18 protein-coding genes and 1 tRNA gene are annotated in these 19,263 nt (G+C 62.5%); 12 read left to right on the top strand and 7 right to left on the bottom strand.

Annotation, left to right across the window (positions count from 1 at the left end):
- Positions 1–113: 113 nt before the first annotated feature.
- On the bottom strand, positions 114–2,093 hold the full coding sequence (dnaG, locus tag DMZ65_RS16930) for a DNA primase (protein WP_116599964.1): 1,980 nt from the start codon (positions 2,091–2,093) through the stop codon (positions 114–116).
- 389 nt (positions 2,094–2,482) lie between these two features.
- Here dnaG and DMZ65_RS16920 point away from each other — a divergent pair, with 389 nt between their 5' ends.
- A complete protein-coding gene (locus DMZ65_RS16920; protein ID WP_116599962.1) occupies positions 2,483–4,093 on the top strand; it encodes a calcium-binding protein in 1,611 nt (536 codons plus the stop codon).
- Positions 4,094–4,141: 48 nt separating this feature from the next.
- On the opposite strand, the gene DMZ65_RS16915 is transcribed toward DMZ65_RS16920, so the two are convergent.
- Together DMZ65_RS16915 and DMZ65_RS16910 are read right to left on the bottom strand one after the other, a co-directional pair.
- The gene (locus tag DMZ65_RS16915) at positions 4,142–5,572 is read right to left on the bottom strand and encodes a Glu/Leu/Phe/Val family dehydrogenase (protein WP_116599979.1); all 1,431 of its coding nucleotides are present in this window, start codon (positions 5,570–5,572) and stop codon (positions 4,142–4,144) included.
- Positions 5,573–5,923: 351 nt separating this feature from the next.
- On the bottom strand, positions 5,924–6,394 hold the full coding sequence (locus tag DMZ65_RS16910) for a hypothetical protein (RefSeq protein ID WP_116599978.1): 471 nt from the start codon (positions 6,392–6,394) through the stop codon (positions 5,924–5,926).
- Between the two features lie 223 nt (positions 6,395–6,617).
- Here DMZ65_RS16910 and DMZ65_RS16905 point away from each other — a divergent pair, with 223 nt between their 5' ends.
- Positions 6,618–7,529, top strand: coding sequence for a pirin family protein (locus DMZ65_RS16905; RefSeq protein ID WP_116599961.1), 912 nt, complete (start codon positions 6,618–6,620; stop codon positions 7,527–7,529).
- 38 nt (positions 7,530–7,567) lie between these two features.
- On the opposite strand, the gene DMZ65_RS16900 is transcribed toward DMZ65_RS16905, so the two are convergent.
- Positions 7,568–8,155, bottom strand: a complete 588-nt coding sequence (locus tag DMZ65_RS16900) for a TetR/AcrR family transcriptional regulator (protein ID WP_116599960.1) — start codon at positions 8,153–8,155, stop codon at positions 7,568–7,570.
- A 114-nt stretch (positions 8,156–8,269) separates the two neighbouring features.
- Here DMZ65_RS16900 and DMZ65_RS16895 point away from each other — a divergent pair, with 114 nt between their 5' ends.
- From DMZ65_RS16895 to DMZ65_RS16870, 6 genes are all read left to right on the top strand, one after another.
- On the top strand, positions 8,270–8,554 hold the full coding sequence (locus tag DMZ65_RS16895; protein ID WP_116599959.1) for a hypothetical protein: 285 nt from the start codon (positions 8,270–8,272) through the stop codon (positions 8,552–8,554).
- A gap of 83 nt (positions 8,555–8,637) precedes the next feature.
- A complete protein-coding gene (locus DMZ65_RS16890; protein WP_116599958.1) occupies positions 8,638–9,924 on the top strand; it encodes a homoserine dehydrogenase in 1,287 nt (428 codons plus the stop codon).
- Between the two features lie 267 nt (positions 9,925–10,191).
- On the top strand, positions 10,192–11,157 hold the full coding sequence (gene glpX / locus DMZ65_RS16885; protein WP_116599977.1) for a class II fructose-bisphosphatase: 966 nt from the start codon (positions 10,192–10,194) through the stop codon (positions 11,155–11,157).
- Between the two features lie 68 nt (positions 11,158–11,225).
- Entirely contained in the window at positions 11,226–12,968 is a 1,743-nt protein-coding gene (recJ, locus tag DMZ65_RS16880) for a single-stranded-DNA-specific exonuclease RecJ (protein ID WP_116599957.1), read from the top strand.
- A gap of 143 nt (positions 12,969–13,111) precedes the next feature.
- A tRNA-Glu gene (locus DMZ65_RS16875) sits at positions 13,112–13,186 on the top strand.
- Positions 13,187–13,438: 252 nt separating this feature from the next.
- Positions 13,439–13,828, top strand: a complete 390-nt coding sequence (locus DMZ65_RS16870; protein WP_198662723.1) for a hypothetical protein — start codon at positions 13,439–13,441, stop codon at positions 13,826–13,828.
- A gap of 572 nt (positions 13,829–14,400) precedes the next feature.
- On the opposite strand, the gene DMZ65_RS19540 is transcribed toward DMZ65_RS16870, so the two are convergent.
- The 3 genes from DMZ65_RS19540 to DMZ65_RS16855 form a co-directional block, all read right to left on the bottom strand.
- Positions 14,401–14,571 (bottom strand): hypothetical protein, encoded by a 171-nt coding sequence (locus DMZ65_RS19540; protein WP_157960667.1) that lies wholly within the window; start codon positions 14,569–14,571, stop codon positions 14,401–14,403.
- A gap of 468 nt (positions 14,572–15,039) precedes the next feature.
- Positions 15,040–15,393, bottom strand: a complete 354-nt coding sequence (locus tag DMZ65_RS16860) for a hypothetical protein (protein ID WP_116599954.1) — start codon at positions 15,391–15,393, stop codon at positions 15,040–15,042.
- A gap of 4 nt (positions 15,394–15,397) precedes the next feature.
- Positions 15,398–15,763: a hypothetical protein gene (locus DMZ65_RS16855; protein ID WP_116599953.1), complete on the bottom strand. Its 366-nt coding sequence runs from the start codon at positions 15,761–15,763 to the stop codon at positions 15,398–15,400.
- 434 nt (positions 15,764–16,197) lie between these two features.
- Between DMZ65_RS16855 and DMZ65_RS16845 the strand changes: the two genes are divergently transcribed.
- The 4 genes from DMZ65_RS16845 (at position 16,198) to tnpC (ending at position 19,160) form a co-directional block, all read left to right on the top strand.
- Positions 16,198–16,572 (top strand): plasmid recombination protein, encoded by a 375-nt coding sequence (locus DMZ65_RS16845; RefSeq protein ID WP_116599951.1) that lies wholly within the window; start codon positions 16,198–16,200, stop codon positions 16,570–16,572.
- A gap of 60 nt (positions 16,573–16,632) precedes the next feature.
- Positions 16,633–17,097: an IS66-like element accessory protein TnpA gene (gene tnpA, locus DMZ65_RS16840; RefSeq protein WP_116599222.1), complete on the top strand. Its 465-nt coding sequence runs from the start codon at positions 16,633–16,635 to the stop codon at positions 17,095–17,097.
- Entirely contained in the window at positions 17,094–17,447 is a 354-nt protein-coding gene (gene tnpB / locus DMZ65_RS16835; protein WP_108693780.1) for an IS66 family insertion sequence element accessory protein TnpB, read from the top strand. Before tnpA ends, tnpB begins: the two co-directional genes overlap by 4 nt.
- A 63-nt stretch (positions 17,448–17,510) precedes the next feature.
- Positions 17,511–19,160 carry an IS66 family transposase gene (tnpC, locus tag DMZ65_RS16830; protein WP_116599223.1) on the top strand — a complete coding sequence of 550 codons (1,650 nt, stop codon included), beginning with the start codon at positions 17,511–17,513 and terminating at the stop codon, positions 19,158–19,160.
- The last annotated feature ends 103 nt before the right edge of the window (positions 19,161–19,263 follow it).

The raw sequence follows: 19,263 nt of genomic DNA, 5'->3' as shown, positions 1-19,263 counted from the left end.
TGAGCGGGCGATTCTACTAGGGCGATTCGTTCAGTCCGAATCAATAGCGCGATTCGGTGATTCGCACACCCGTATAGCCGCATTTTCTTTACTGTTTACTTACCAAGATGCATTTACCTGCCACGCTTGGCGTATTCAATTCTCTCCAGAAGCGCGTTCAGAGCGCTGCGTTCATCGCGATCGATTCGCGCGCCGTTGGGGCCGACATCATATTCCACGCGGTCCTTCTGCTGGCTGCGCTCTGCCTGGTGGCGGGCATTTGCCGCCTGCCCCAAACGCCAGGTCACCGCCTCATCCGAAAGCCCTTCCAGATCTTCCTCCGCCTCGGCCAGTTCGGCCTGATGCCCCGCGCGGGCCGATAGTTTTGCCAATTGCTCGGCCACGGTCATCCGGGCAAGATCCGTGTTGCCGGGCCGACGAATGCAAGGCGTGACTGCCACATGGCGCGCCGAGAGCAGGGTTTCAAGGGGCTCCGGCCCAAGATGGTGCAGAATCTCGGCGCGCAGAGCGTCTACATCCTTGCCGGCATGACGTAATAGCTGATCGCGCAGGGTGGCATGGGTCGGATCGGCGCAATGCATCCGCTCCAGCTCCGGCTCAAACTCCTCGATCAGAGCGGGACAGGTCACCAAAGCGGCCAGGACCACCGCCTCGTGCTGGCGGGTTTCGGCGCTTTCGCCTGCCGCTACCAGCATGGAGTTGCGCACCGAATCCCCGGCCCCTTTTTCAACCTGCCAGGACGGCGCGCCGAATTTGCCCGCCACCCTGGCCGGACGAAACGCGCCCTGCCGTTTCTGGGGCCGGCGCGCTGTGCGGAACAGCTCCCACCGCAATTCCTTGATCGCCTCACCGTAATGCCCACGCACCGACGGGTCGCGGATCAGCTTGATCTTCTCGCGCAGCACCTTGTCCAGCGCGGCCCTGCGTTCGGGGCTGTCAAAGACCTGGCCTTCTGTTTCGCGCTGCCACAGCAGGCTGACCATCGGCAGCGCGGCATCCAGCACCTTTTGCAGCCCGGTGGCCCCGTCCGCACGGATCAGATCATCCGGATCCTTGCCCGGCGGCATGACTGCGAAACGCAGCGATTTTCCGGCCTCCAGCAGCGGCAGCGCCAGATCGATCACCCGGTAAGCGGCGCGCATGCCCGCCGTGTCGCCATCCAGCGCAATCAGCGGCTCGTCCGAGATCCGCCACATCAGGTGCAACTGTTCTTCGGTCACGGCTGTGCCAAGCGGTGCCACGGACGCGCCAAAACCGGCGGCGCTCAGCGCGATCACATCCATATAGCCTTCGGCCACGATCAGTGGCGCGCCCTTGCCGGACGCCTGTCGCGCAGGCCCCATGTTGTAAAGATTGCGCCCCTTGTCGAACAGCAGCGTTTCCGGAGAGTTCAGGTATTTGGCATTGTCATTGGGGTCCATCGCCCGGCCGCCAAAGGCAATGCATCGCCCGCGCGCATCGCGGATCGGGAACATGATGCGGTTGCGGAACGTGTCATAGGGCTTGCCACCCTTGTTGGAGGCCTTGGCCAAGCCGCAATCAAGGATCATCTGTTCGGCCACGCCCTTGCCGCGCAGATGGTCCCAAAGCCCCTGCCAGCCGTCGGGCGCAAAACCGATGCCGAAGCTGTCGCGCGTCGCATCCGTCATGCGCCGCCGGTCCAGATAGTCCCGCGCCGCCGCCCCTGCCCCGGTTTTCAGCTGCATGATGAAGAATTGCGCCGCCTGCTCCATCACCTGTGTCAGCTCGGTCCGCAAATCGGCCTTTTCCTGCGCCTTCGGATCGCGCGCGGGCATCGGCATTCCGGCCTCGCCGGCAAGAATCTCGACCGCCTCCATGAAGCCGACATTCTCGGTCTCGCGCACGAAAGAGATGGCATCGCCCTTCGCGTGACAGCCAAAGCAGTAGTAGAATCCCTTGCGGTCATCGACGTGAAAACTGGCGGATTTTTCCTGATGGAACGGGCATGGTGCCCACATGTCGCCCTTGCCCTGATTGGACTTGCGCTGATCCCACATGACCTTGCGCCCGACGACCTGAGACAGACTCAGCCGGGTGCGCAATTCATCCAGAAAGTTCGGTGGCAGGCTCATGCCATGAATATCGGTGCAGGCGCGGGCAAAGTCCAGCCGATGGATGCCCCGCAGGTCATCCTGTCCCCGCGTCCGCGCTGACCCTCTGTCCCAACCCGAAATGCCGGCCGCACCAGCGCATGATCATGCCCGGCACCCCGCGCCACATGGCGGCAAAAAATCTTGCACTGTCGGGTTGCCCAAAAAAACATCCGAATCTCGGATCTTACCCAGACCACTTCAACAATTTGTTTTATAAACAATTTCTTAACCTACTCAACGAGGCCGACACATTACCGACATATTTGAGTCAAGTTTTTGACACAGCATCATCCGAAAACACCTTTCGGAAGATTGAAAATCAAGATACGCAACCGTAGGGTCAAAAGGACAACATAAGGAGCTTGTACATGTCGATTGATGGTGACAGCGGTAACAACTTGTTGGTAAATCTACTTTTTTCCAACACCCTACGAGGCTTCGCTGGCGATGATACGCTGGTTTCAGGCCTTGCGAATGATCGGATGGAACCCGGCGAAGGCGATGATTTTGTCGACGGCGTCCTTGGCGGCGCTCATACGATTCTGGGCAGCGAAGGTGACGACACGCTCAACGGCTCCACGCTTGGGGGCGATACCTTTCTCATCTGGGAATCGTTGGCAGATGGCGTCATGGACGCGGAAACGATTACCGCCTCTCTTGCGGGCGGCGATCTGCTTAGCATTCAAAGCGCCGCCGCAACCGGTTACAATCTGAATGCGGATCCCGACAACCAAGGCTGGGGCAACGGCAGCCACGACCTGCGGTTTCGCAATATCGACACGTTCGATCTGACCCTCAGCGGTGAAGGATTTGATACGATCCTGACTCTGGACGGCGATGACACGATCCGGACCGGAAGCGATTCCGATTTCGTGGGCGGACGCGGCGGCGACGATGTGATCATCAGCGACGACGGCAATGACACGCTTTATGGCGGCGACGGGAACGATTATATCGTTGGCGATACGGTCACAAGCTCCATCACCGCAAACGACCGGATCTTCGGTGGCACCGGCAATGACACCGTATGGGCCGGAGTGGGCGATGATGTGGTCTACGGGCAGGAAGATAACGACCTGCTGCGGGGCGAAGATGGGAACGATTTCCTTGCAGGCGGCGACGGTGCCGATACCGTGCTGGGGGGTGCGGGCAATGACACGGTCAGCGGCGGTGCGGGCGATGACGCCCTTTTCGGCGGCGCGGGCATCGACGCGCTGAACTACTATTTTGCCACTGGCGGTGTCACCGTTGACCTTTCGGCTCAAGACGTGGCCCAGGCGATCGGCGGGGGCGAAGGGACGGACATCTTCTCTGGCTTTGAGGACATCCTTGGCAGCGGCAACTTTGGGGACACCCTGATCGGTAATGCCGCGAACAACACCATTCGTGGCTATGGCGGTGGCGACACTGTCAGTGGCGGTGGTGGAGACGATTTGTTGTTGGGATATGGCGGCAATGATGTGCTGTCGGGCAACGATGGCAATGACACGCTGAACGGCAGCTTGGGCGATGATTCCGCCTATGGTGGCGATGGCAACGATCTGCTTCAGGGCGGCAATGGCAACGATCTGCTGAACGGGCAGGATGGGGCTGACATCCTGGTGGGGGGCGCGGGTGCCGACACCTTGACCGGCGGTCTTGGCGCGGACGTGCATTATGGCGGCGCTGGCGCTGACGTTTTCGTCTTTGCGGCAACTGGCGAAAGCCATTCCGGACCGGGAACGCGCGATCGCATCGCCGATTTCGGTGCCGGGGACATGATTGATCTGTCCCTGATCGACGCCAACAATACGATCGCCGGGAACCAGGCTTTCAGCTTTATCGGCACGGATGCCTTTTCGGCGGCGGGGCAGGCAAGATACTGGACCGATGGCACCAACACCGTCCTGCTGCTCGATGTGGACGGCGACGGGGTGGCGGATGGGAATATCGCCCTGACCGGCATCAGCGCGTTGACTGCCGGCGACTTTCTGCTCTGATTTCAAATCACCCGATTGCCCCGCCCGGATCCGGGCGGGGCAATCGATTCACAAGCCCTTGGCGCGATAGCTTGCGGCGACCTTGGTGATCGACACCAGATATGCGGCGGTGCGAAGATCCTCGACATCGCCACGCTCGTGCCAGACGTCGCGCATTGACTGATAGGCAACCCGCATCGTGTCATCCAGACCCGAGCGCACCAGTTCAAGTTCGTCCGCGCCGCGCAGGTACTTGGTCTTGAACTCTGGCGTCATCGACCAGGCATCGCCAAGATAGCGGTCCAGACGCTCCAACTCGTCGATGACAAGTTGATGGCGCGCCTCTTCCTGACGCCGCTGCATCCGGCCAAAGCGGATATGGCTGAGATTCTTGACCCATTCGAAATAGGACACCGTCACACCACCGGCATTGGCATACATGTCGGGAATGATGACGATGCCCTTTTCGCGCAGGATTTCGTCCGCCCCGGCAGTGATCGGACCGTTCGCCGCCTCGATGATCAGCGGGGCCTGGATACCCGCGGCATTGCCAAGGTTGATAACCCCTTCCAGCGCCGCCGGGATCAGGATATCGCAGGCCGCGCCAAGCACCGCGGCCCCTTCGGCGTGATGGGTCGCGTCCGGATAGCCGGTGACACCGCCATTGGCGACAATCCACTCGCGCACATTCTCGACGTTCAGACCGGCCTCGTTCACAAGCGCGCCGTCGCGTTCGATGATGCCTGTGATCTTGCAGCCATCCTCTTCGGACAGGAATTTGGCAGCATGATAGCCCACATTGCCAAGCCCCTGAATGATGACGCGCTTTCCGTCCAGCTTGCCGGTCAGGCCCGCCTTCTCAAGCCCCTTTGGATCGCGGAAGAACTCGCGCAGCGCATATTGCACGCCCCGGCCCGTCGCCTCCACCCGACCAGAGATCCCGCCCGCGTTCAGCGGCTTGCCGGTCACACAGGCGCGCGCATTGATGTCGGTGGTGTTCATCCGCGCATATTGATCGGCAATCCAGGCCATTTCACGTTCGCCCGTGCCCATATCCGGGGCCGGCACGTTCTGGCTGGGATGGATCAGATCGCGCTTTGCCAGTTCGTAGGCAAAACGCCGGGTGATCAGCTCCAGCTCGTGTTCCTCGTATTGGCGCGGATCAATGCACAGCCCGCCCTTGGAGCCGCCGAACGGGGCCTCCACCAGCGCGCATTTATAGGTCATCAGCGCCGCGAGCGCCTCAACCTCGTCCTGGTTGACCTCGGTCGCGTAGCGGATACCGCCCTTGACCGGTTCCATATGTTCGGAATGCACGGAGCGATACCCGACAAATGTCTGGATCTGCCCGCGCAGGCGCACACCGAAACGCACGGTATAGGTGGCATTGCAGACGCGAATTTTTTCTTCCAACCCCGGCGGCAGATCCATCTTCGCGACCGCACGATTGAACATCATATCCACGCTTTGCCGGAATGTCGGTTCGTTCTTTGGCTGCATCTGCCCCTCCATGGTCATGCAAGCTGCGCATCCTTCCGCAAGCTGTCCCATGCGCGGGTAACAAAGCGGTTAAGACGAGCGCTATTCGATACTGTCACACACTGTGTCGAATTCCTTCGACGCTTCATTGTGCGCTGCCATTGTCGCCCGTGTCGAGACAATTGACCATGATCGGTGCAATATCATGAAATAAGACGCTCTTTCCGCAGAACCGCGTCCGGGATTCCATCGAGCCGCCGGACAAATCACCGGATGCGGCCCAGCAGGCCGCCGCCACGAAAGCCCGCAAAGATTATGGGAAATCATCAATATCGCAGATCAGATCCGCGCCCTCCGGCTAACGCTGAAAGGTCAGATTTGTCCCGTCTTCATCGCGGTTATCATATCGGCCATGAATTTTGCCTCGGCAGACGGAATGACGCCGCCAATGGCAACCCGACGTCCAACGCGCCACCAGATGCCCGGTTTCCAGCCACGGGGTTGCTTGTCTACGGTTTTCAGCATGAACCCGTTGGACGGCTTGAAGGCAAACGCCCCGCGCTCCACCGTGACGATATCCTCGACCCGTGCCAGTAACGTCCCGGCGCTGTCACGCAATTCCTCGCGGGTCAGATGCAGCGTCAACGCGGTTGCCTGCCACATCACCTGAGCCGCCCATAGCGACAGAGCCCCGACCGCCACCAGCAACACCTGCCAGACCGGGCCCATGGCCGTCGTTACCGCAACGTATAATAGCAGCAAGCCAAGTGCTGCCACGATACCCACGCCAATTACCCGCCGTCCGGCAGAGGCACCAGCCTGCGCCACAATCTCGTCCTGCATGCCTGCCCCCCTGCGGCGGTTTGCGCCCGTCATTTTCAGTTGTTTTTCGAAACGTCGGGGCCATGTCCGGCCCCGCCACTCTTCGCATAGCGTACCGGCGGCAGGAAGGCGAGAGGCCGCACCGCTGTGCGTCTTTGCACATACGCGGTTCGGGCCTCGCGGATTGTCGCAAGGCCCGACGCCCCTTACCTTCCGTCCAGCAACACTTGGAAGGAGACGTGCAATGTCCCTCAGACCGACTTTGGAAACCCGCAAGGCAACCCCCACGATGGAGGGCGCAGGCGTGCATCTGCACCGCGCCTTCGGCTTTCAGGATCCATCAGAGCTGGACCCGTTCCTGCTGTTCGACGATTTCCGCAATGACGTGCCGGACCACTACCTGCAAGGGTTTCCGTGGCACCCCCATCGCGGGATCGAGACCATTACATATGTGCTGAACGGCTCTGTCGATCATGGCGACAGTCTGGGCAATACCGGGTCGCTGGGCGCGGGCGATGTGCAATGGATGACCGCCGGCTCTGGCATCCTGCATCAGGAAATGCCCAAGGGGAACGCCAACGGGCAGATGCACGGCTTTCAGCTTTGGGCGAACCTGCCCTCGTCGCTGAAAATGACCGCGCCGCGCTATCAGGATGTCCAAGGCAAGGAAATCCCAGAGATCATCGACGATGACGGCACCCGCGTGAAGGTCATCGTCGGCTCGTTCTGGGGCAAGAACGGCCCGGTGGACGGCATCGCCGCCGATCCGCAATATCTGGACGTCTATGTGCCTGCGGGCGTGAAAAAGACCCTGCCGGTGGACACTTATCGCCGCGCCTTTGCCTATGTCTTCGAAGGGTCTGGCGCGTTCGCGGATGCCTCGGCCCCGACCGGCGTGCTCTTGGAAAAAGAGGTGGGCGGCGCAGAGCTGAACATCCGCGACATGTCCGGCGACCGGACGCTCGTGCGCTTTGGCACCGGCGACAGCATCACCGTGCAGGCGGGCGAGCAAGGCGTGCGTTTCCTGCTGATCTCGGGCGCGCCGATTCAGGAACCCGTCGCCTGGCACGGCCCGATCGTGATGAACACCCAAGCCGAGCTGCAACAGGCCATGCGCGACCTGCGCAACGGCACGTTCATCAAGGCGGCACATTGACGTCCGCTGGCGGCGCAGAGATGGTCTGCGCCGCCACGTCAGCCCGTCACGCTGCGATGCACCATGTCCCAGTAGACCTGCTCGACCTCGTCCAGCGACAGGCGCCCGGCGCTGCGATACCAGGTGTTCACCCCTGTCAGCATGGCAATCACCGCCAGCGTCGCGATCTTCGGATCGGCAATGGTGAAGGCACCGCCCGCCATACCGTCCCGCAGGATGCTTTCCAGCGCATCCTCATACTCCCGTCGCAACGCCTCGATGATCCGGAAATTCTCCGGCTCCAGGCTGCGCAGCTCCATGTAGGAAATGAACACAGCTTCGGGCCGGTCGGTGTGAAAGCTGATGTGAAAGCGGGTGAACCGCTCCAGCCGGTCCGTGGGCGTACCACCCTGCCCAAGCGCCGCATGTGCCGCCAGCAACTCGTCCATATGGCCACGCATCAGCGAAAACAGCAGCGATTGCTTGTCGGCGGTGTAGTTATACAGCGCGCCCGCCTGCACGCCGACCTCGGTCGCGATCTGCCGCATAGAGACCGCAGCATAGCCGTGCCGGGCGAAAAGCCGCAGTGCCGCTGCGCGGATGCGCGGGCCGGTGATTTCGGAATGGGAACCTGTCGTGCGTGCCATACCCCCTGATAACTGAACAGCCGTTCAGATCAAAGCCCGACTTGCCCAAACCGCGTGTCTGGGGCATGACGGGGGCAGTCCAGATCGCCTGCCCCTACCGGAGCCGCCCCGCCGATGCGCCTGATCCTAGCCCTGACCCTTGCATCCTTTGCCGGATGCACCAGCTTTCCAGAGCTTGAGGCGGCACAGACACCGGGAATCCAGTCCGCCGCCTACCCGCGCCTTTTGCCGCTGGACACGCTTCTGACAGAGGAAGGCGATCCGCGCGCAACGCCCGAGGCAATGGGCGATCTCGCAGCCCGCGTGGCACGGTTGCGCGCCCGCGCCGACCGCCTGCGCGGCCCGGTCATCGACAGCGGCACCCGGTCGCGGATGGCGCGCGGCGTTGTCGAAGGCTGACACGGGCACCGCCCGCCGTTGCACCCCGCCTGCGAACCCGCTACATCGCCGCCAAGCCATAAAGATTTTACAGGAGCCCCGCGATGTCAGACCCCCTGCGCCTTGGAATTGCCGGTCTGGGGACCGTCGGTGTCGGTGTCGTCAAGATCATCCGCCAGAAGGCGGCAATGCTGCAATCGCGCACCGGGCGCGAGATCACGATCTCGGCGATTTCCGCGCGCACCCGCGACAAGGATCGCGGTGTTTCGCTGACCGGCTATGCGTGGGAGGATGATCCCGTCGCCCTCGCCACTCGCGACGATGTGGATGTGTTCGTGGAATTGATGGGCGGCAGCGACGGCCCTGCCAAGGCCGCGACAGAGGCAGCCCTTGCCGCGGGCAAGGATGTGGTCACCGCCAACAAGGCGATGCTGGCGCTGCATGGCCAGACACTGGCCGAGGCGGCCGAAAGCGCAGGCGCCGTGCTGCGTTTCGAGGCGGCCGTGGCAGGCGGCATCCCGGTCATCAAATCCCTGACCGAAGGCCTTGCCGGCAACGAGATCACCCGCGTCATGGGCGTGATGAACGGCACCTGCAACTATATCCTGACCCGCATGCAATCGGCGGGCCTGTCTTATGACGAAGTGTTCGAAGAGGCCAACCAGCTGGGCTTTCTCGAAGCCGATCCCGAACTTGACGTCGGCGGCATTGACGCGGGTCACAAGCTGGCGCTGCTGGCCTCCATCGCCTACGGCACGCAGGTGGCCTTTTCCGAGGTGGAGCTTGAAGGCATCGGCCAGATCACCATCGAGGATATCCGCCAGGCCGCCGATATGGGTTATCGCATCAAGCTGCTGGGCGTCGCCCAACTGACCGGGCGCGGATTGGAACAGCGCATGTCGCCCTGCCTCGTGCCGGACAGCTCTCCGCTGGGGCAGCTTGAGGGCGGCACCAACATGGTCGTGATCGAAGGCGATCAGGTCGGCCAGATCGTCCTGCGCGGCGCCGGTGCCGGTGAAGGCCCGACCGCCAGCGCGGTGCTGAGTGACATCGTCGACATCGCGCGCGGCACCCGCCTGTCAACTTTTGGCCAACCCGCGACAACCCTGCGTCCGGTCACGCCGGCCCGCGCCACGGCACCTGCCCCGTATTATCTGCGGATGTGCCTGCAAGACCGCCCCGGCGCGCTGGCCAAGATTGCCACGACACTGGGCGAGGCCGGTATCTCGATCGACCGGATGCGCCAATACGGGCATTCCTCGGGCACAGCGCCGGTTCTGATCGTGACGCACAAGACAACCCGCGCGTCGCTGGACGAGGCGCTCGTCGCCATGCCCGCCACAAAAGCGCTGGCCGAGGCCCCCGTCGCCCTGCGCATCGAGGAAGCCTGACTCGCCACGATCCACAACGCGCCCGGCCACGGATGAATGCGGGTCGGGCGCGCCTGGGCTGTGGTCCTGGCCTCCGGACGGAGTGCGCCACCAAGGCCCGCCACGCGCCCCGCGACAGATGCAGAAGACAATCTGCGTCAGTCGTTTGTGCGTTGGCGGTGCTCCTTGGGACGCAAGGCTTGTGCACCGGCGTTAGCGATACCGGCCTTGTCTGTTTGCCCCCCGTTGGGCTACATCGCAGCAACGCCGTTCCTGAAGGATTTCCAGATGACCTCTCATATTGATTTCAATGACCGTATGCTTTCGCTTGGCTTGGCACGGGTGGCAGAACAAGCTGCCATCGCCAGCGCCGACTGGATCGGTCGCGGCAATGAGAAAGCCGCCGATCAGGCTGCGGTCAACGCCATGCGCGACCAGCTGAACAAACTCGACATTCAGGGCACCGTGGTGATCGGCGAAGGCGAGCGTGACGAAGCCCCCATGCTGTTCATCGGTGAAGAGGTCGGCAACGGCACCGGCCCGGCCGTGGATATTGCGCTGGACCCGCTGGAAGGCACCACCCTGACGGCCAAGGACATGCCCAACGCGCTGACTGTCATCGCCATGGGGCCGCGCGGCTCGATGCTGCACGCGCCGGACGTCTATATGGACAAGCTGGCAATCGGACCGGGCTACAAACCGGGTGTGGTGACGCTGGATATGTCGCCGATGGACCGCGTCAATGCGCTGGCATCCGCCAAGGGCTGTTCGACCGACGACATCACCGTTTGTATTCTGGAACGCCCGCGCCACGAAGACATGATCGCCGAAGTGCGCCGGACCGGTGCGGCAATCCGCCTGATCACCGATGGCGACGTGGCCGGCGTGATGCATTGCGCCGAACCCGACCTGACCGGCATCGACATGTATATGGGGTCCGGCGGGGCACCCGAAGGTGTGCTTGCGGCGGCGGCGCTGAAATGCATGGGCGGGCAGATATTCGGCCGCCTGCTGTTCCGCAACGATGACGAAAAGGGCCGCGCTGCCAAGGCCGGGATCACCAATCTGGACCGCGTCTATACCCGCGACGATCTGGTCACCGACCATGTGATCTTTGCCGCGACCGGCGTGACCAACGGCTCTCTCGTGGCCGGGATCAAGCGCGAGGTCGGCTATCTGACCACGGAAACGATCCTGATGCGGTCCAAAACCGGGTCCGTGCGGCGCATGACCTACCGCAACCCGACACGCTGACCGGGCATCCGGTCGGACCTTCAGGCGCGCCTGCAACACCGGGTCCGGGGCGGACCTGACGGAGGATCATGGCCTATCTAAATGTCGAAACATCCCTGACGGGCCGCCGCTGGGTCGGCCCCTCGGGCGAGGCAGAGCGCCAGGCCGAGGCATTGGCGCAACAGACCGGCCTGCCGCGTCCGATCTGTGCCGTTCTGGCGCGCGCGGGCGTTCCCGCGTCCGAGGCGCAGGCCTATCTTTCCCCGCAATTGCGCAGCCTGCTGCCGGACCCGCGTTCCTTGCGCGATATGGAACCGGCCGCGACACGCTTTCTGGCCGCCGTCACCGGGGCTGAACGGATCGCCATCTTCGCCGATTACGATGTGGATGGCGGCGCGTCCGCCGCGCTTTTGCTGGACTGGCTGGGCGCGATGGGCCGTCAGGCCACGCTGTATATCCCCGACCGGATCACCGAAGGCTATGGCCCCAACGTGCCCGCCATGCAGGCGCTGGCCAAAGATCACGACCTGATTGTCTGCGTCGATTGCGGCACGCTGAGCTTCGAACCGATCGCCGCCGCCAAGGGCACGGATGTGATCGTGCTGGACCACCATCTCGGTGCCGAAGACCTGCCCCCGGCGCTGGCCGTGGTGAATCCCAACCGGCAGGACGAATCCGGCGATCTGGCACATCTGTGTGCCGCTGCCGTGGTGTTCCTAATGCTGGTCGAGACCAACCGGCAGATGCGAGAGGCCGGTCAGCAAGGCCCGGATCTGATGGCGATGCTGGATCTGGTGGCGCTGGCCACCGTGGCCGATGTGGCACCGCTGATCGGCGTCAACCGCGCGCTGGTGCGCCAAGGGCTGCGGGTGATGGCGCGGCGAGACCGCCCCGGCCTTGTGGCCCTGGCGGACGTGGCAAAGCTGACCAGCGCGCCCAGCAGTCACCATCTGGGCTTTGTCCTTGGTCCCCGCGTCAATGCAGGCGGGCGCATCGGCAAGGCCGACCTGGGCGCGCGGCTTCTGGCCTGCCGCGACCCGCAAGAGGCGCAGGCCATGGCCGACCGGTTGGATGCGCTGAACACCGAACGCCGCGAGGTCGAGGATCAGGTGCGCGCCGCCGCGATGGCGCAGGCCGAAGAGCGCGGGCTTGACGCGCCGCTGGTCTGGGCCGCGGGCGAAGCCTGGCATCCCGGCGTCGTCGGCATCGTCGCCAGCCGCCTCAAGGAGGCCAGCAACCGGCCTGCCATTGTCATCGGGCTGGACGGGGACGAGGGCAAAGGCTCTGGCCGTTCCGTTGCGGGCGTGGACCTTGGTGCGGCGATCCAAAGGCTTGCCGCCGAAGGGCTGCTCCTCAAGGGCGGCGGCCACAAGATGGCGGCAGGCCTCACGGTCGCCCGCGACAAGCTGGACGAGGCGATGGCGCGGCTGTCGGATCTGCTGGCCAAACAGGGGGCCGGTGATGCGGGCCCTGCCGACCTTCGGCTTGACGGCACGCTGATGCCGGGGGCCGCCACGCCAGAGATCATCGACCAGCTCGACAATGCCGGCCCTTTCGGCGCTGGTGCCCCTGCCCCGCGTCACGCCTTCCCCTCGGTCGAGATCCGCTATGCAAAGCGCGTCGGCTCTGCGCATCTGCGGCTCAGTTTTTCTGACGGAACAGGCCCCAGAATCGACGCAATCTGCTTTGGGGCCTATGACGGCCCACTTGGGGACGCGCTGGAGAATCACGGCGGCGCCCGCTTTCATCTCGCCGGACGGTTGGAAATCAACGAATGGGGTGGCAAGCGCAAAGCCCAACTGCGCCTCGATGATGCCGCAAAGGCGCAATAACGCCTGATCTTCCGCCGCATTTCCCTTAAAATCCGCAAGTTTACAGCCTGACCCGACGTCGAATAAAAATTTGGCAACAAACAGTGAAATTTCTACTTGCACGCATCGCAGGCTTTGCCTAAACACCGCCTCACGCCAAGCGTGGCCCGTTCGTCTATCGGTTAGGACGCCAGGTTTTCAACCTGGAAAGAGGGGTTCGATTCCCCTACGGGCTGCCACTTTCCTTCCAAAAGCCTTATTTTACTGGGTCCTGAGCCATCAGGTGTCCCACGGTTTTCGGGGCGTGGGACACCTCGGGCCTGACGGGCCTTCTCCGCACGGTCGAAGCCGGACTCCGCAAGCCGCTCGCGATCTACATCCTGGACATAGGGTGCCGACGACTTGAAGTCGGAATGCGACAGGCGTGCCGCGATTTCGTAGACATTCGCTCCAGACTGGGCCAGTTCGTGAGCCGTCGCCTTACGGATACCATGCTGAGAGCGTGTGGCCCGTTTCTCTATCACCTTCTCGCCGGTCTTTTTGTCTTCAACTTCGACTTCGCGGGTCAAGCCGGCCTGAACCGCCCATTTCGCAATCCGGTTGCTGAGGGAGTTCTTGGATTTGAATGGAAGTCCGGCTGCGGTCAGGATGAAGGCTGTCTCGTGCCAGCCACCCAGTTCCAACTCTTCGGCAAGTTCCCACATCAGGGGAACGAGGACGTACTTCGAACCTTTCTTCTTCGGCTGCCAGCCAAGGTATGCTCGGCCGTTCTTGAGCTTGATGTTTTCGGGGCCGATGTCGACAATATCGTCGATCCTCCCGGCCATGTTTTTCGAAAGATAGAACCACCGCCGGGCCATCGTCCCGCGACCATGTTCTGAGAGAAATTTGGTCTCGTCACCTTCGGTCCAAGCGGTTGCACCGCCCTTCCCGGAATGTGGGCTGGCAACCCTGTGGACCGCGGAATCCTTCGGGTACCCGCGATCTTCACCCCAGAGATACGCAGCCTTCAGAGCCTTCAGGCATGTCTCTGCCGCCCCTGTCCGCGGGCCGAAGCTGTCCATGATATGTACGAAGCCTTCCTTCGGAAGATCGACATGCAACGCGCCCATACGACGAGCCTTGAGGGTTACGTCGCAGGCTTGGGTTAACCCGCGGAGCCTGCTGTCCATTGTGTCCTTGGTGAACTTGCCGTTCGCGACCATATCTGCGAGAGCTGCGGAATATTTCTCCCGCAGCTCATCCAGCGTTCCGCGTGCAGCCTTCTTCGGAGCCTGAACCTGAAGCTTTTTTCCACGACGCGCTGCGTCATAGTGTTCCTTGAAATCCGGGTGGTCGGGTGCAACCGCCAAGGTGATCCGGCGCTTCTTGATGCCAGTAACACGGACGCGCCAGCGTGGATTCCCGGCGGGCGTCTTTTCCAGCAGGAGGCCGGGGTAATCCTCTTCCAGTTTCACTGCAGGTCCTCAAACTTTTCAGGTTGATTTTCGTTGGCTGCGGTCGATTGTTCAATCTCCCCGACGGAGCCGTTAATGACCTCGACCCTGAATGAACCGTCGGGCCCAATACTCAGAGCGGCGGGTGTCAGCCCGGCCGCGACAATTGCGCCAAGAGCGTTGGTCATGGTGGCTTTGGATGGTCTTGCAGCAGGCATTTATGGCTCCTCATTTTTGAGGAGATGCGACGAGCACCGGTCGCATGGAGGTGAATTTGATCAGGGTTCGATATCCTTCCGACCCAGTGTCGCAATGTCCGGTGACGGCCCGCCGCGGATATCACCGCGACAGGCCAATACTGGATCACATGTGTCGTGCTGCTTGGGCCAGGTCACGCAACCGGGCGGCATACCACCTCAGGCCGGTATCCACATTGAGACGTTTCCCAGCGTCCGTCGGTAGCGGCCGGATCGGTTCCGATTGTAGTGCGAGGAGTGTGTCCACTGCCTCATCCAAGGCGATGCAGAGTTCGGGCGTGGTCTGGCTCGGCGTGAGGCATCGCTCGATCGCAGACCGGAATGCCGGACCGGGAACGCTGGGGAATCTGCGGAGGAGATCATCGAGACCCGACCCATGGCGTTCGAGAAAACTCCGCGTCAGACGGTGTGCCGTCCAGCGAGGGACGCCGGTCCGCGGATCGATTGTAACGAGTTGCTGATTGCCCATTCAGGACCTCCTGGCAGCCGCTGAGCGGCACCATGCCGCTCGGAACTATCGGTGCCTTTTCTTTCAAGACCCATCACGCAGGAGGACGCGATGGGGCCGTCGAGCGGATGCAATCCGTCGACGGGCAGAGGCCGGGAGGCGCGGGTGTTCCAGTCCGCAATTGTGCCTCCATCCCTCAAGAGGGCGTATCCTGAAGTCATTTCGAATGCGCTGATCTCGAAGCCGGTCTCGTCGAGAAAGACCGGCTTCGACAGCAGCGCGTCGGGTAGTTCTCTTCCTGCCATTCGTTCAGTGGCTTGGCAGTCCAACGCGCAGAAAATGGTCGACAGCCCGGATCTGCTCGTGTGTGGAAAGCGGTGCTTCGAAAACCAGGATGCCGGGCGCCATGCGCGGCCAAGTGGCCGGAATTGGCTTGTAGCCGAGCGAGCTCAATGCTTCGCTGGCGGTTTGAAGAATTGGCAGTGAATCGAAGTTGCATTGCTTCTCGGCAATGCTTGGTTCGAGCGCCAACTTTCGATGCTCGACAATCATGGCTGCCGCGATCAGCGTGTATCTTGGATAGCCGTGGTGTCGGTATCGGCACCAGGCTGCGACGCCGCCCAGATCACCTGCGATCGATTTGCGGCGACACATGAGTTCAGTATTGATTTCCATGGCATTGCATTTCCCATCGGATCTCACTGAGGGGATGCGATGGGAAATGCAGTGCCAAGCTGGGCATGCCAGATCGATTTTTAGCCTGCAGTATTCATGGCCCATCCAGCGAAATGGGAGAGGTCCAGGAGAGGGGCGCCCTCTCCTCGGCCGGCGCGGGGAGCGCGAACAGGTGGGATGCCAGCCGGCGGGAGGAGTGTGGAACGACCTCCCGAGAGGCCGCCCGCTGCGCGGGCGCCCCGCCGGAGGCGCGGGGTCCCGGGGCAGCGCCCCGGGCGAACGAAAGAGCTGAGAGCAAGGAGCCAACGGCGGTGCGCTCAGCTCTATAGTGAGTAAAGAGTTGAGCGCACCTGCGGGATGGGATCCTCTGAAGGCTCCTGGGCATCTTCGTCGTGAAATTTCGGATAGCCCGTGCCGGGGCGTAATTCGCCATCATGGAGAAGGCAAAAAACCTCATCGTGCTACGCTTCGAACGCGTCAGCACATACGGTCTCGGCGGGATCGAAGCCCATGGCAAACGGCAGGGCGAGACCCCGCACGTCGACCCCTCGCGCAGCCATCTGAACCTTTTCCCAGTCGGTCATGCAGATCTCCGCGAAATCGCTGACGCGCGCATCATTGCCATCCAGAAGCGCAACATTGCGCTCAAACGCGAGTCATTGAAGCGCCGCCGCAGGAAGTCCGACCTTGCGGAGCTTGATGCGGCGGAAGAAGCCGCGGGCGATGATCCGACAGCACTGGCGGAGGTAATCGGCGAAGCTTGGGACGCGAAGAACACCGTATGCGGCGGTTCCGGCCCATTGATTTGATGTGTTTCTGACGCGTGACGTGCCTGCGACAAGGTCTGCGTCAGCAGATGGAGGTATCACATGGCGGATGGTGGTGATGGGTTCATGGGGCGGTGTGAGGTTGTTGAACCTCGGCGGCGCGGCAAGCGGCATTGGCCGGATGATGTGAAAGCGCGGATCGTTGCCGAAAGCCTGCAGCCCGGTGTCCGGGTGGTGGATGTGGCCGCGCGCTATGACATTCTTCCGCATCATCTTTCGGATTGGCGTCGCCATGCACGGCAAGGTCGGCTGGCCCTGCCAAGTCACTTGATGGACGCGCTTCATGGATCGCCGAAGGCGGAGGCGACGGAGCCTGCCTTCGTGCCGCTGTCCATCCTGCCCGAGCCTGCGGGTCAGTCGGTTTCATCTCCTTCGAAGGCGGCTGCGACCGGTGACGCCGGGGTGTTGATGATCGAGATCGGGTCCGATGTGATACTGCGCATTCCCGATGATGTGGCGGTGGAACGTGCGGTTGCGCTGGTGCAGGCGCTGCGGGGTGCGCCGTGATCGTCGCGGGACAACGTCAGCCGATCCTGATTGCGACGCGCCCGGTGGACTTCCGCTGCGGGCATCGTGCGCTGGCGCTGATCGTGCAGACCGAGCTGAAGCTGGATCCGCATTCCGGGGTGACGATCGTGTTCCGCTCTAAACGTGGCGACAGATTGAAGATTTTGGTTTGGGATGGAACAGGTCTCGTGATGGTCTACAAAGTCCTGGAACAAGGCAGCTTTGCCTGGCCGAAGGTTCAGGACGGGACAATGCGGCTGTCACGAGCCCAGCACGAAGCTTTGTTCGAAGGTCTGGACTGGCGTCGGATCGTTGCGCAGCGGGTCGCCCCACCCATTGCAGCGGGATGATTTACTTACCTGTTTTGGTGTTGTTTTATTGGCCTTTCCTGCCCGGAACGGCTATGAATCCGCATGTCGCAGCCCTTCGATCTCAGCCTGTTTCCGGACCTCCCGCCCGAGGTTGTGAAGGCGTTCGAGGCCGCGCAATTCGAGCTGGCGGTCGAGCGTGCGGCCCGCCAGCATGAACAGGCGGTCGTCGCCGAAAAGGACGCCTTCATCACCGAACTGAAGGCCCTGATCGAGAAGCTGCAAGGCCAGGTCGGACAATACCGACATGCAAAGTTCGGACCGAAATCGGAAAAGCTGGACCCCGCGCAGCTCGAACTGGCGCTGGAGGATCTGGAAGCCGCCATCGCCGAGACCCAAGAACAGATTGCCGCGGTCGAGGAGAAGATCGCGGCCAGCGAGACCGATCCCGAGAAGAAGGCGCCGCGCAAGAAGCGCAAGGCGCGCGCCTTGCCGGAACACCTGCCGCGCGTTGAGCGTGTCATCGAACCAGACAGCATTGCTTGCCCTTGCGGTTGTGGCGACATGGTCAAGATCGGCGAGGATCGGGTCGATCGGCTGGATTACATCCCGGCGCGCTATCAGGTGATCGTCACGATCCGCCCGAAATACGCCTGCCCCAAAGGGCGCGCGGGTGTGGTGCAGGCCAAAGCCCCGGCGCATCTTCTGGAGGGCAGCTGGCCCACCGAGGCGCTGCTGGCACAGATCGCCGTGTCCAAGCACTCCGAACACATGCCGCTGAACCGCCAGGCCATGGTCATGGCCCGTCACGGCGTGCCGATCGACCGCTCGGTTCTGGCTGACTGGATGGGTCGGACCGGCGCGCTGATTGCGCCCGTGGTCGATCATATGGGCAGGCGCCTGATGTCGGAAAGCTCCCGGCTCTATGTCGACGAAACCACCGCCCCGGTGCTGGATCCCGGGCGCGGAAAAACCAAGACTGGCTACCTTTGGGCGGCCTTGCGCGACGACCGTGGCTGGAACGGCACCGCGCCGCCGGGTGTCGTGTTCCACTACCGCCCCGGGCGTAAAGGCGAATATGCCGCCGAAATATTGCACGGCTTCAACGGCACGATCCAAGTCGATGCTTACGGCGCCTATACTCACCTTGCCACACCAAAACGCACGGGCGGCGATCCATTGCGTCTGGCGTTCTGCTGGGCGCATGGACGACGCAAACTGATCAAGGCCAAACCCAAGAAGGGTTCGCCTATCGTGGACAAGGCGCTGTTGCGCATCGCCAGGCTCTACAAGATCGAAGACCAAATCCGTGGCTCGGATCCTAATCAGCGCCGGGCTGTCCGGCAGGAACTGTCTCGTCCATTGGTCGACGAGTTCTTCGCCTGGCTGCAGGCGCAGGCCGGGCGGGTCTCGCGCAAGTCCGACCTCGGCAAGGCGATGGCCTACATGCTGAAGCGTCAGGACGGCTTCCGCCTGTTCCTGGACGATGGTCGCGTCGATATCGACTCCAACCTCGTCGAGAACGCCATCCGCAGCCCTGCCATGAATCGCCGCAATGCGCTCTTCGCCGGTCACGACGAGGGCGGACGGAACTGGGCGCGCTTTGCCAGCCTGATCGCCACCTGCAAGATGAACGGCGTCGAACCCTATGCCTATCTGCGCGACCTGTTCACGAAATTGGCCAACGGCCACCTTGACCGCAACATCGACGCCCTGATGCCGTGGGCCTACGCGCCGCAGCCCAACGGCGCATAGGGACCTCGTCTCGTAGTCCCTGACGAGCTACCGAATGGGATCCGCTTCAACACATCGCGGCTACGTGCAAGCGGGAACTCAATGGGGCGTAGTCGCCGCATAC

The organism is Primorskyibacter marinus (assembly GCF_003313245.1).
GTDB lineage: Bacteria > Pseudomonadota > Alphaproteobacteria > Rhodobacterales > Rhodobacteraceae > Primorskyibacter > Primorskyibacter marinus.
This window is presented reverse-complemented; position numbering and strand designations above follow the sequence as displayed.

What these genes read in the sequence shown, in the direction of transcription:
- DMZ65_RS16855 (WP_116599953.1), bottom strand. Translation starts at nt 15,763, where the DNA reads ATGGAAATCAATACTGAACTCATGTGTCGCCGCAAATCGATCGCAGGT.
- DMZ65_RS16905 (WP_116599961.1), top strand. Translation starts at nt 6,618, where the DNA reads ATGTCCCTCAGACCGACTTTGGAAACCCGCAAGGCAACCCCCACGATG.
- dnaG (WP_116599964.1), bottom strand. Translation starts at nt 2,093, where the DNA reads ATGAGCCTGCCACCGAACTTTCTGGATGAATTGCGCACCCGGCTGAGT.
- tnpC (WP_116599223.1), top strand. Translation starts at nt 17,511, where the DNA reads ATGTCGCAGCCCTTCGATCTCAGCCTGTTTCCGGACCTCCCGCCCGAG.
- DMZ65_RS16845 (WP_116599951.1), top strand. Translation starts at nt 16,198, where the DNA reads ATGGAGAAGGCAAAAAACCTCATCGTGCTACGCTTCGAACGCGTCAGC.
- DMZ65_RS16860 (WP_116599954.1), bottom strand. Translation starts at nt 15,393, where the DNA reads ATGGCAGGAAGAGAACTACCCGACGCGCTGCTGTCGAAGCCGGTCTTT.
- DMZ65_RS16910 (WP_116599978.1), bottom strand. Translation starts at nt 6,394, where the DNA reads ATGCAGGACGAGATTGTGGCGCAGGCTGGTGCCTCTGCCGGACGGCGG.
- DMZ65_RS16915 (WP_116599979.1), bottom strand. Translation starts at nt 5,572, where the DNA reads ATGCAGCCAAAGAACGAACCGACATTCCGGCAAAGCGTGGATATGATG.
- tnpA (WP_116599222.1), top strand. Translation starts at nt 16,633, where the DNA reads ATGGCGGATGGTGGTGATGGGTTCATGGGGCGGTGTGAGGTTGTTGAA.
- DMZ65_RS16895 (WP_116599959.1), top strand. Translation starts at nt 8,270, where the DNA reads ATGCGCCTGATCCTAGCCCTGACCCTTGCATCCTTTGCCGGATGCACC.
- DMZ65_RS16890 (WP_116599958.1), top strand. Translation starts at nt 8,638, where the DNA reads ATGTCAGACCCCCTGCGCCTTGGAATTGCCGGTCTGGGGACCGTCGGT.
- glpX (WP_116599977.1), top strand. Translation starts at nt 10,192, where the DNA reads ATGACCTCTCATATTGATTTCAATGACCGTATGCTTTCGCTTGGCTTG.
- DMZ65_RS16870 (WP_198662723.1), top strand. Translation starts at nt 13,439, where the DNA reads ATGCTGAGAGCGTGTGGCCCGTTTCTCTATCACCTTCTCGCCGGTCTT.
- DMZ65_RS16900 (WP_116599960.1), bottom strand. Translation starts at nt 8,155, where the DNA reads ATGGCACGCACGACAGGTTCCCATTCCGAAATCACCGGCCCGCGCATC.
- DMZ65_RS16920 (WP_116599962.1), top strand. Translation starts at nt 2,483, where the DNA reads ATGTCGATTGATGGTGACAGCGGTAACAACTTGTTGGTAAATCTACTT.
- recJ (WP_116599957.1), top strand. Translation starts at nt 11,226, where the DNA reads ATGGCCTATCTAAATGTCGAAACATCCCTGACGGGCCGCCGCTGGGTC.
- DMZ65_RS19540 (WP_157960667.1), bottom strand. Translation starts at nt 14,571, where the DNA reads ATGACCAACGCTCTTGGCGCAATTGTCGCGGCCGGGCTGACACCCGCC.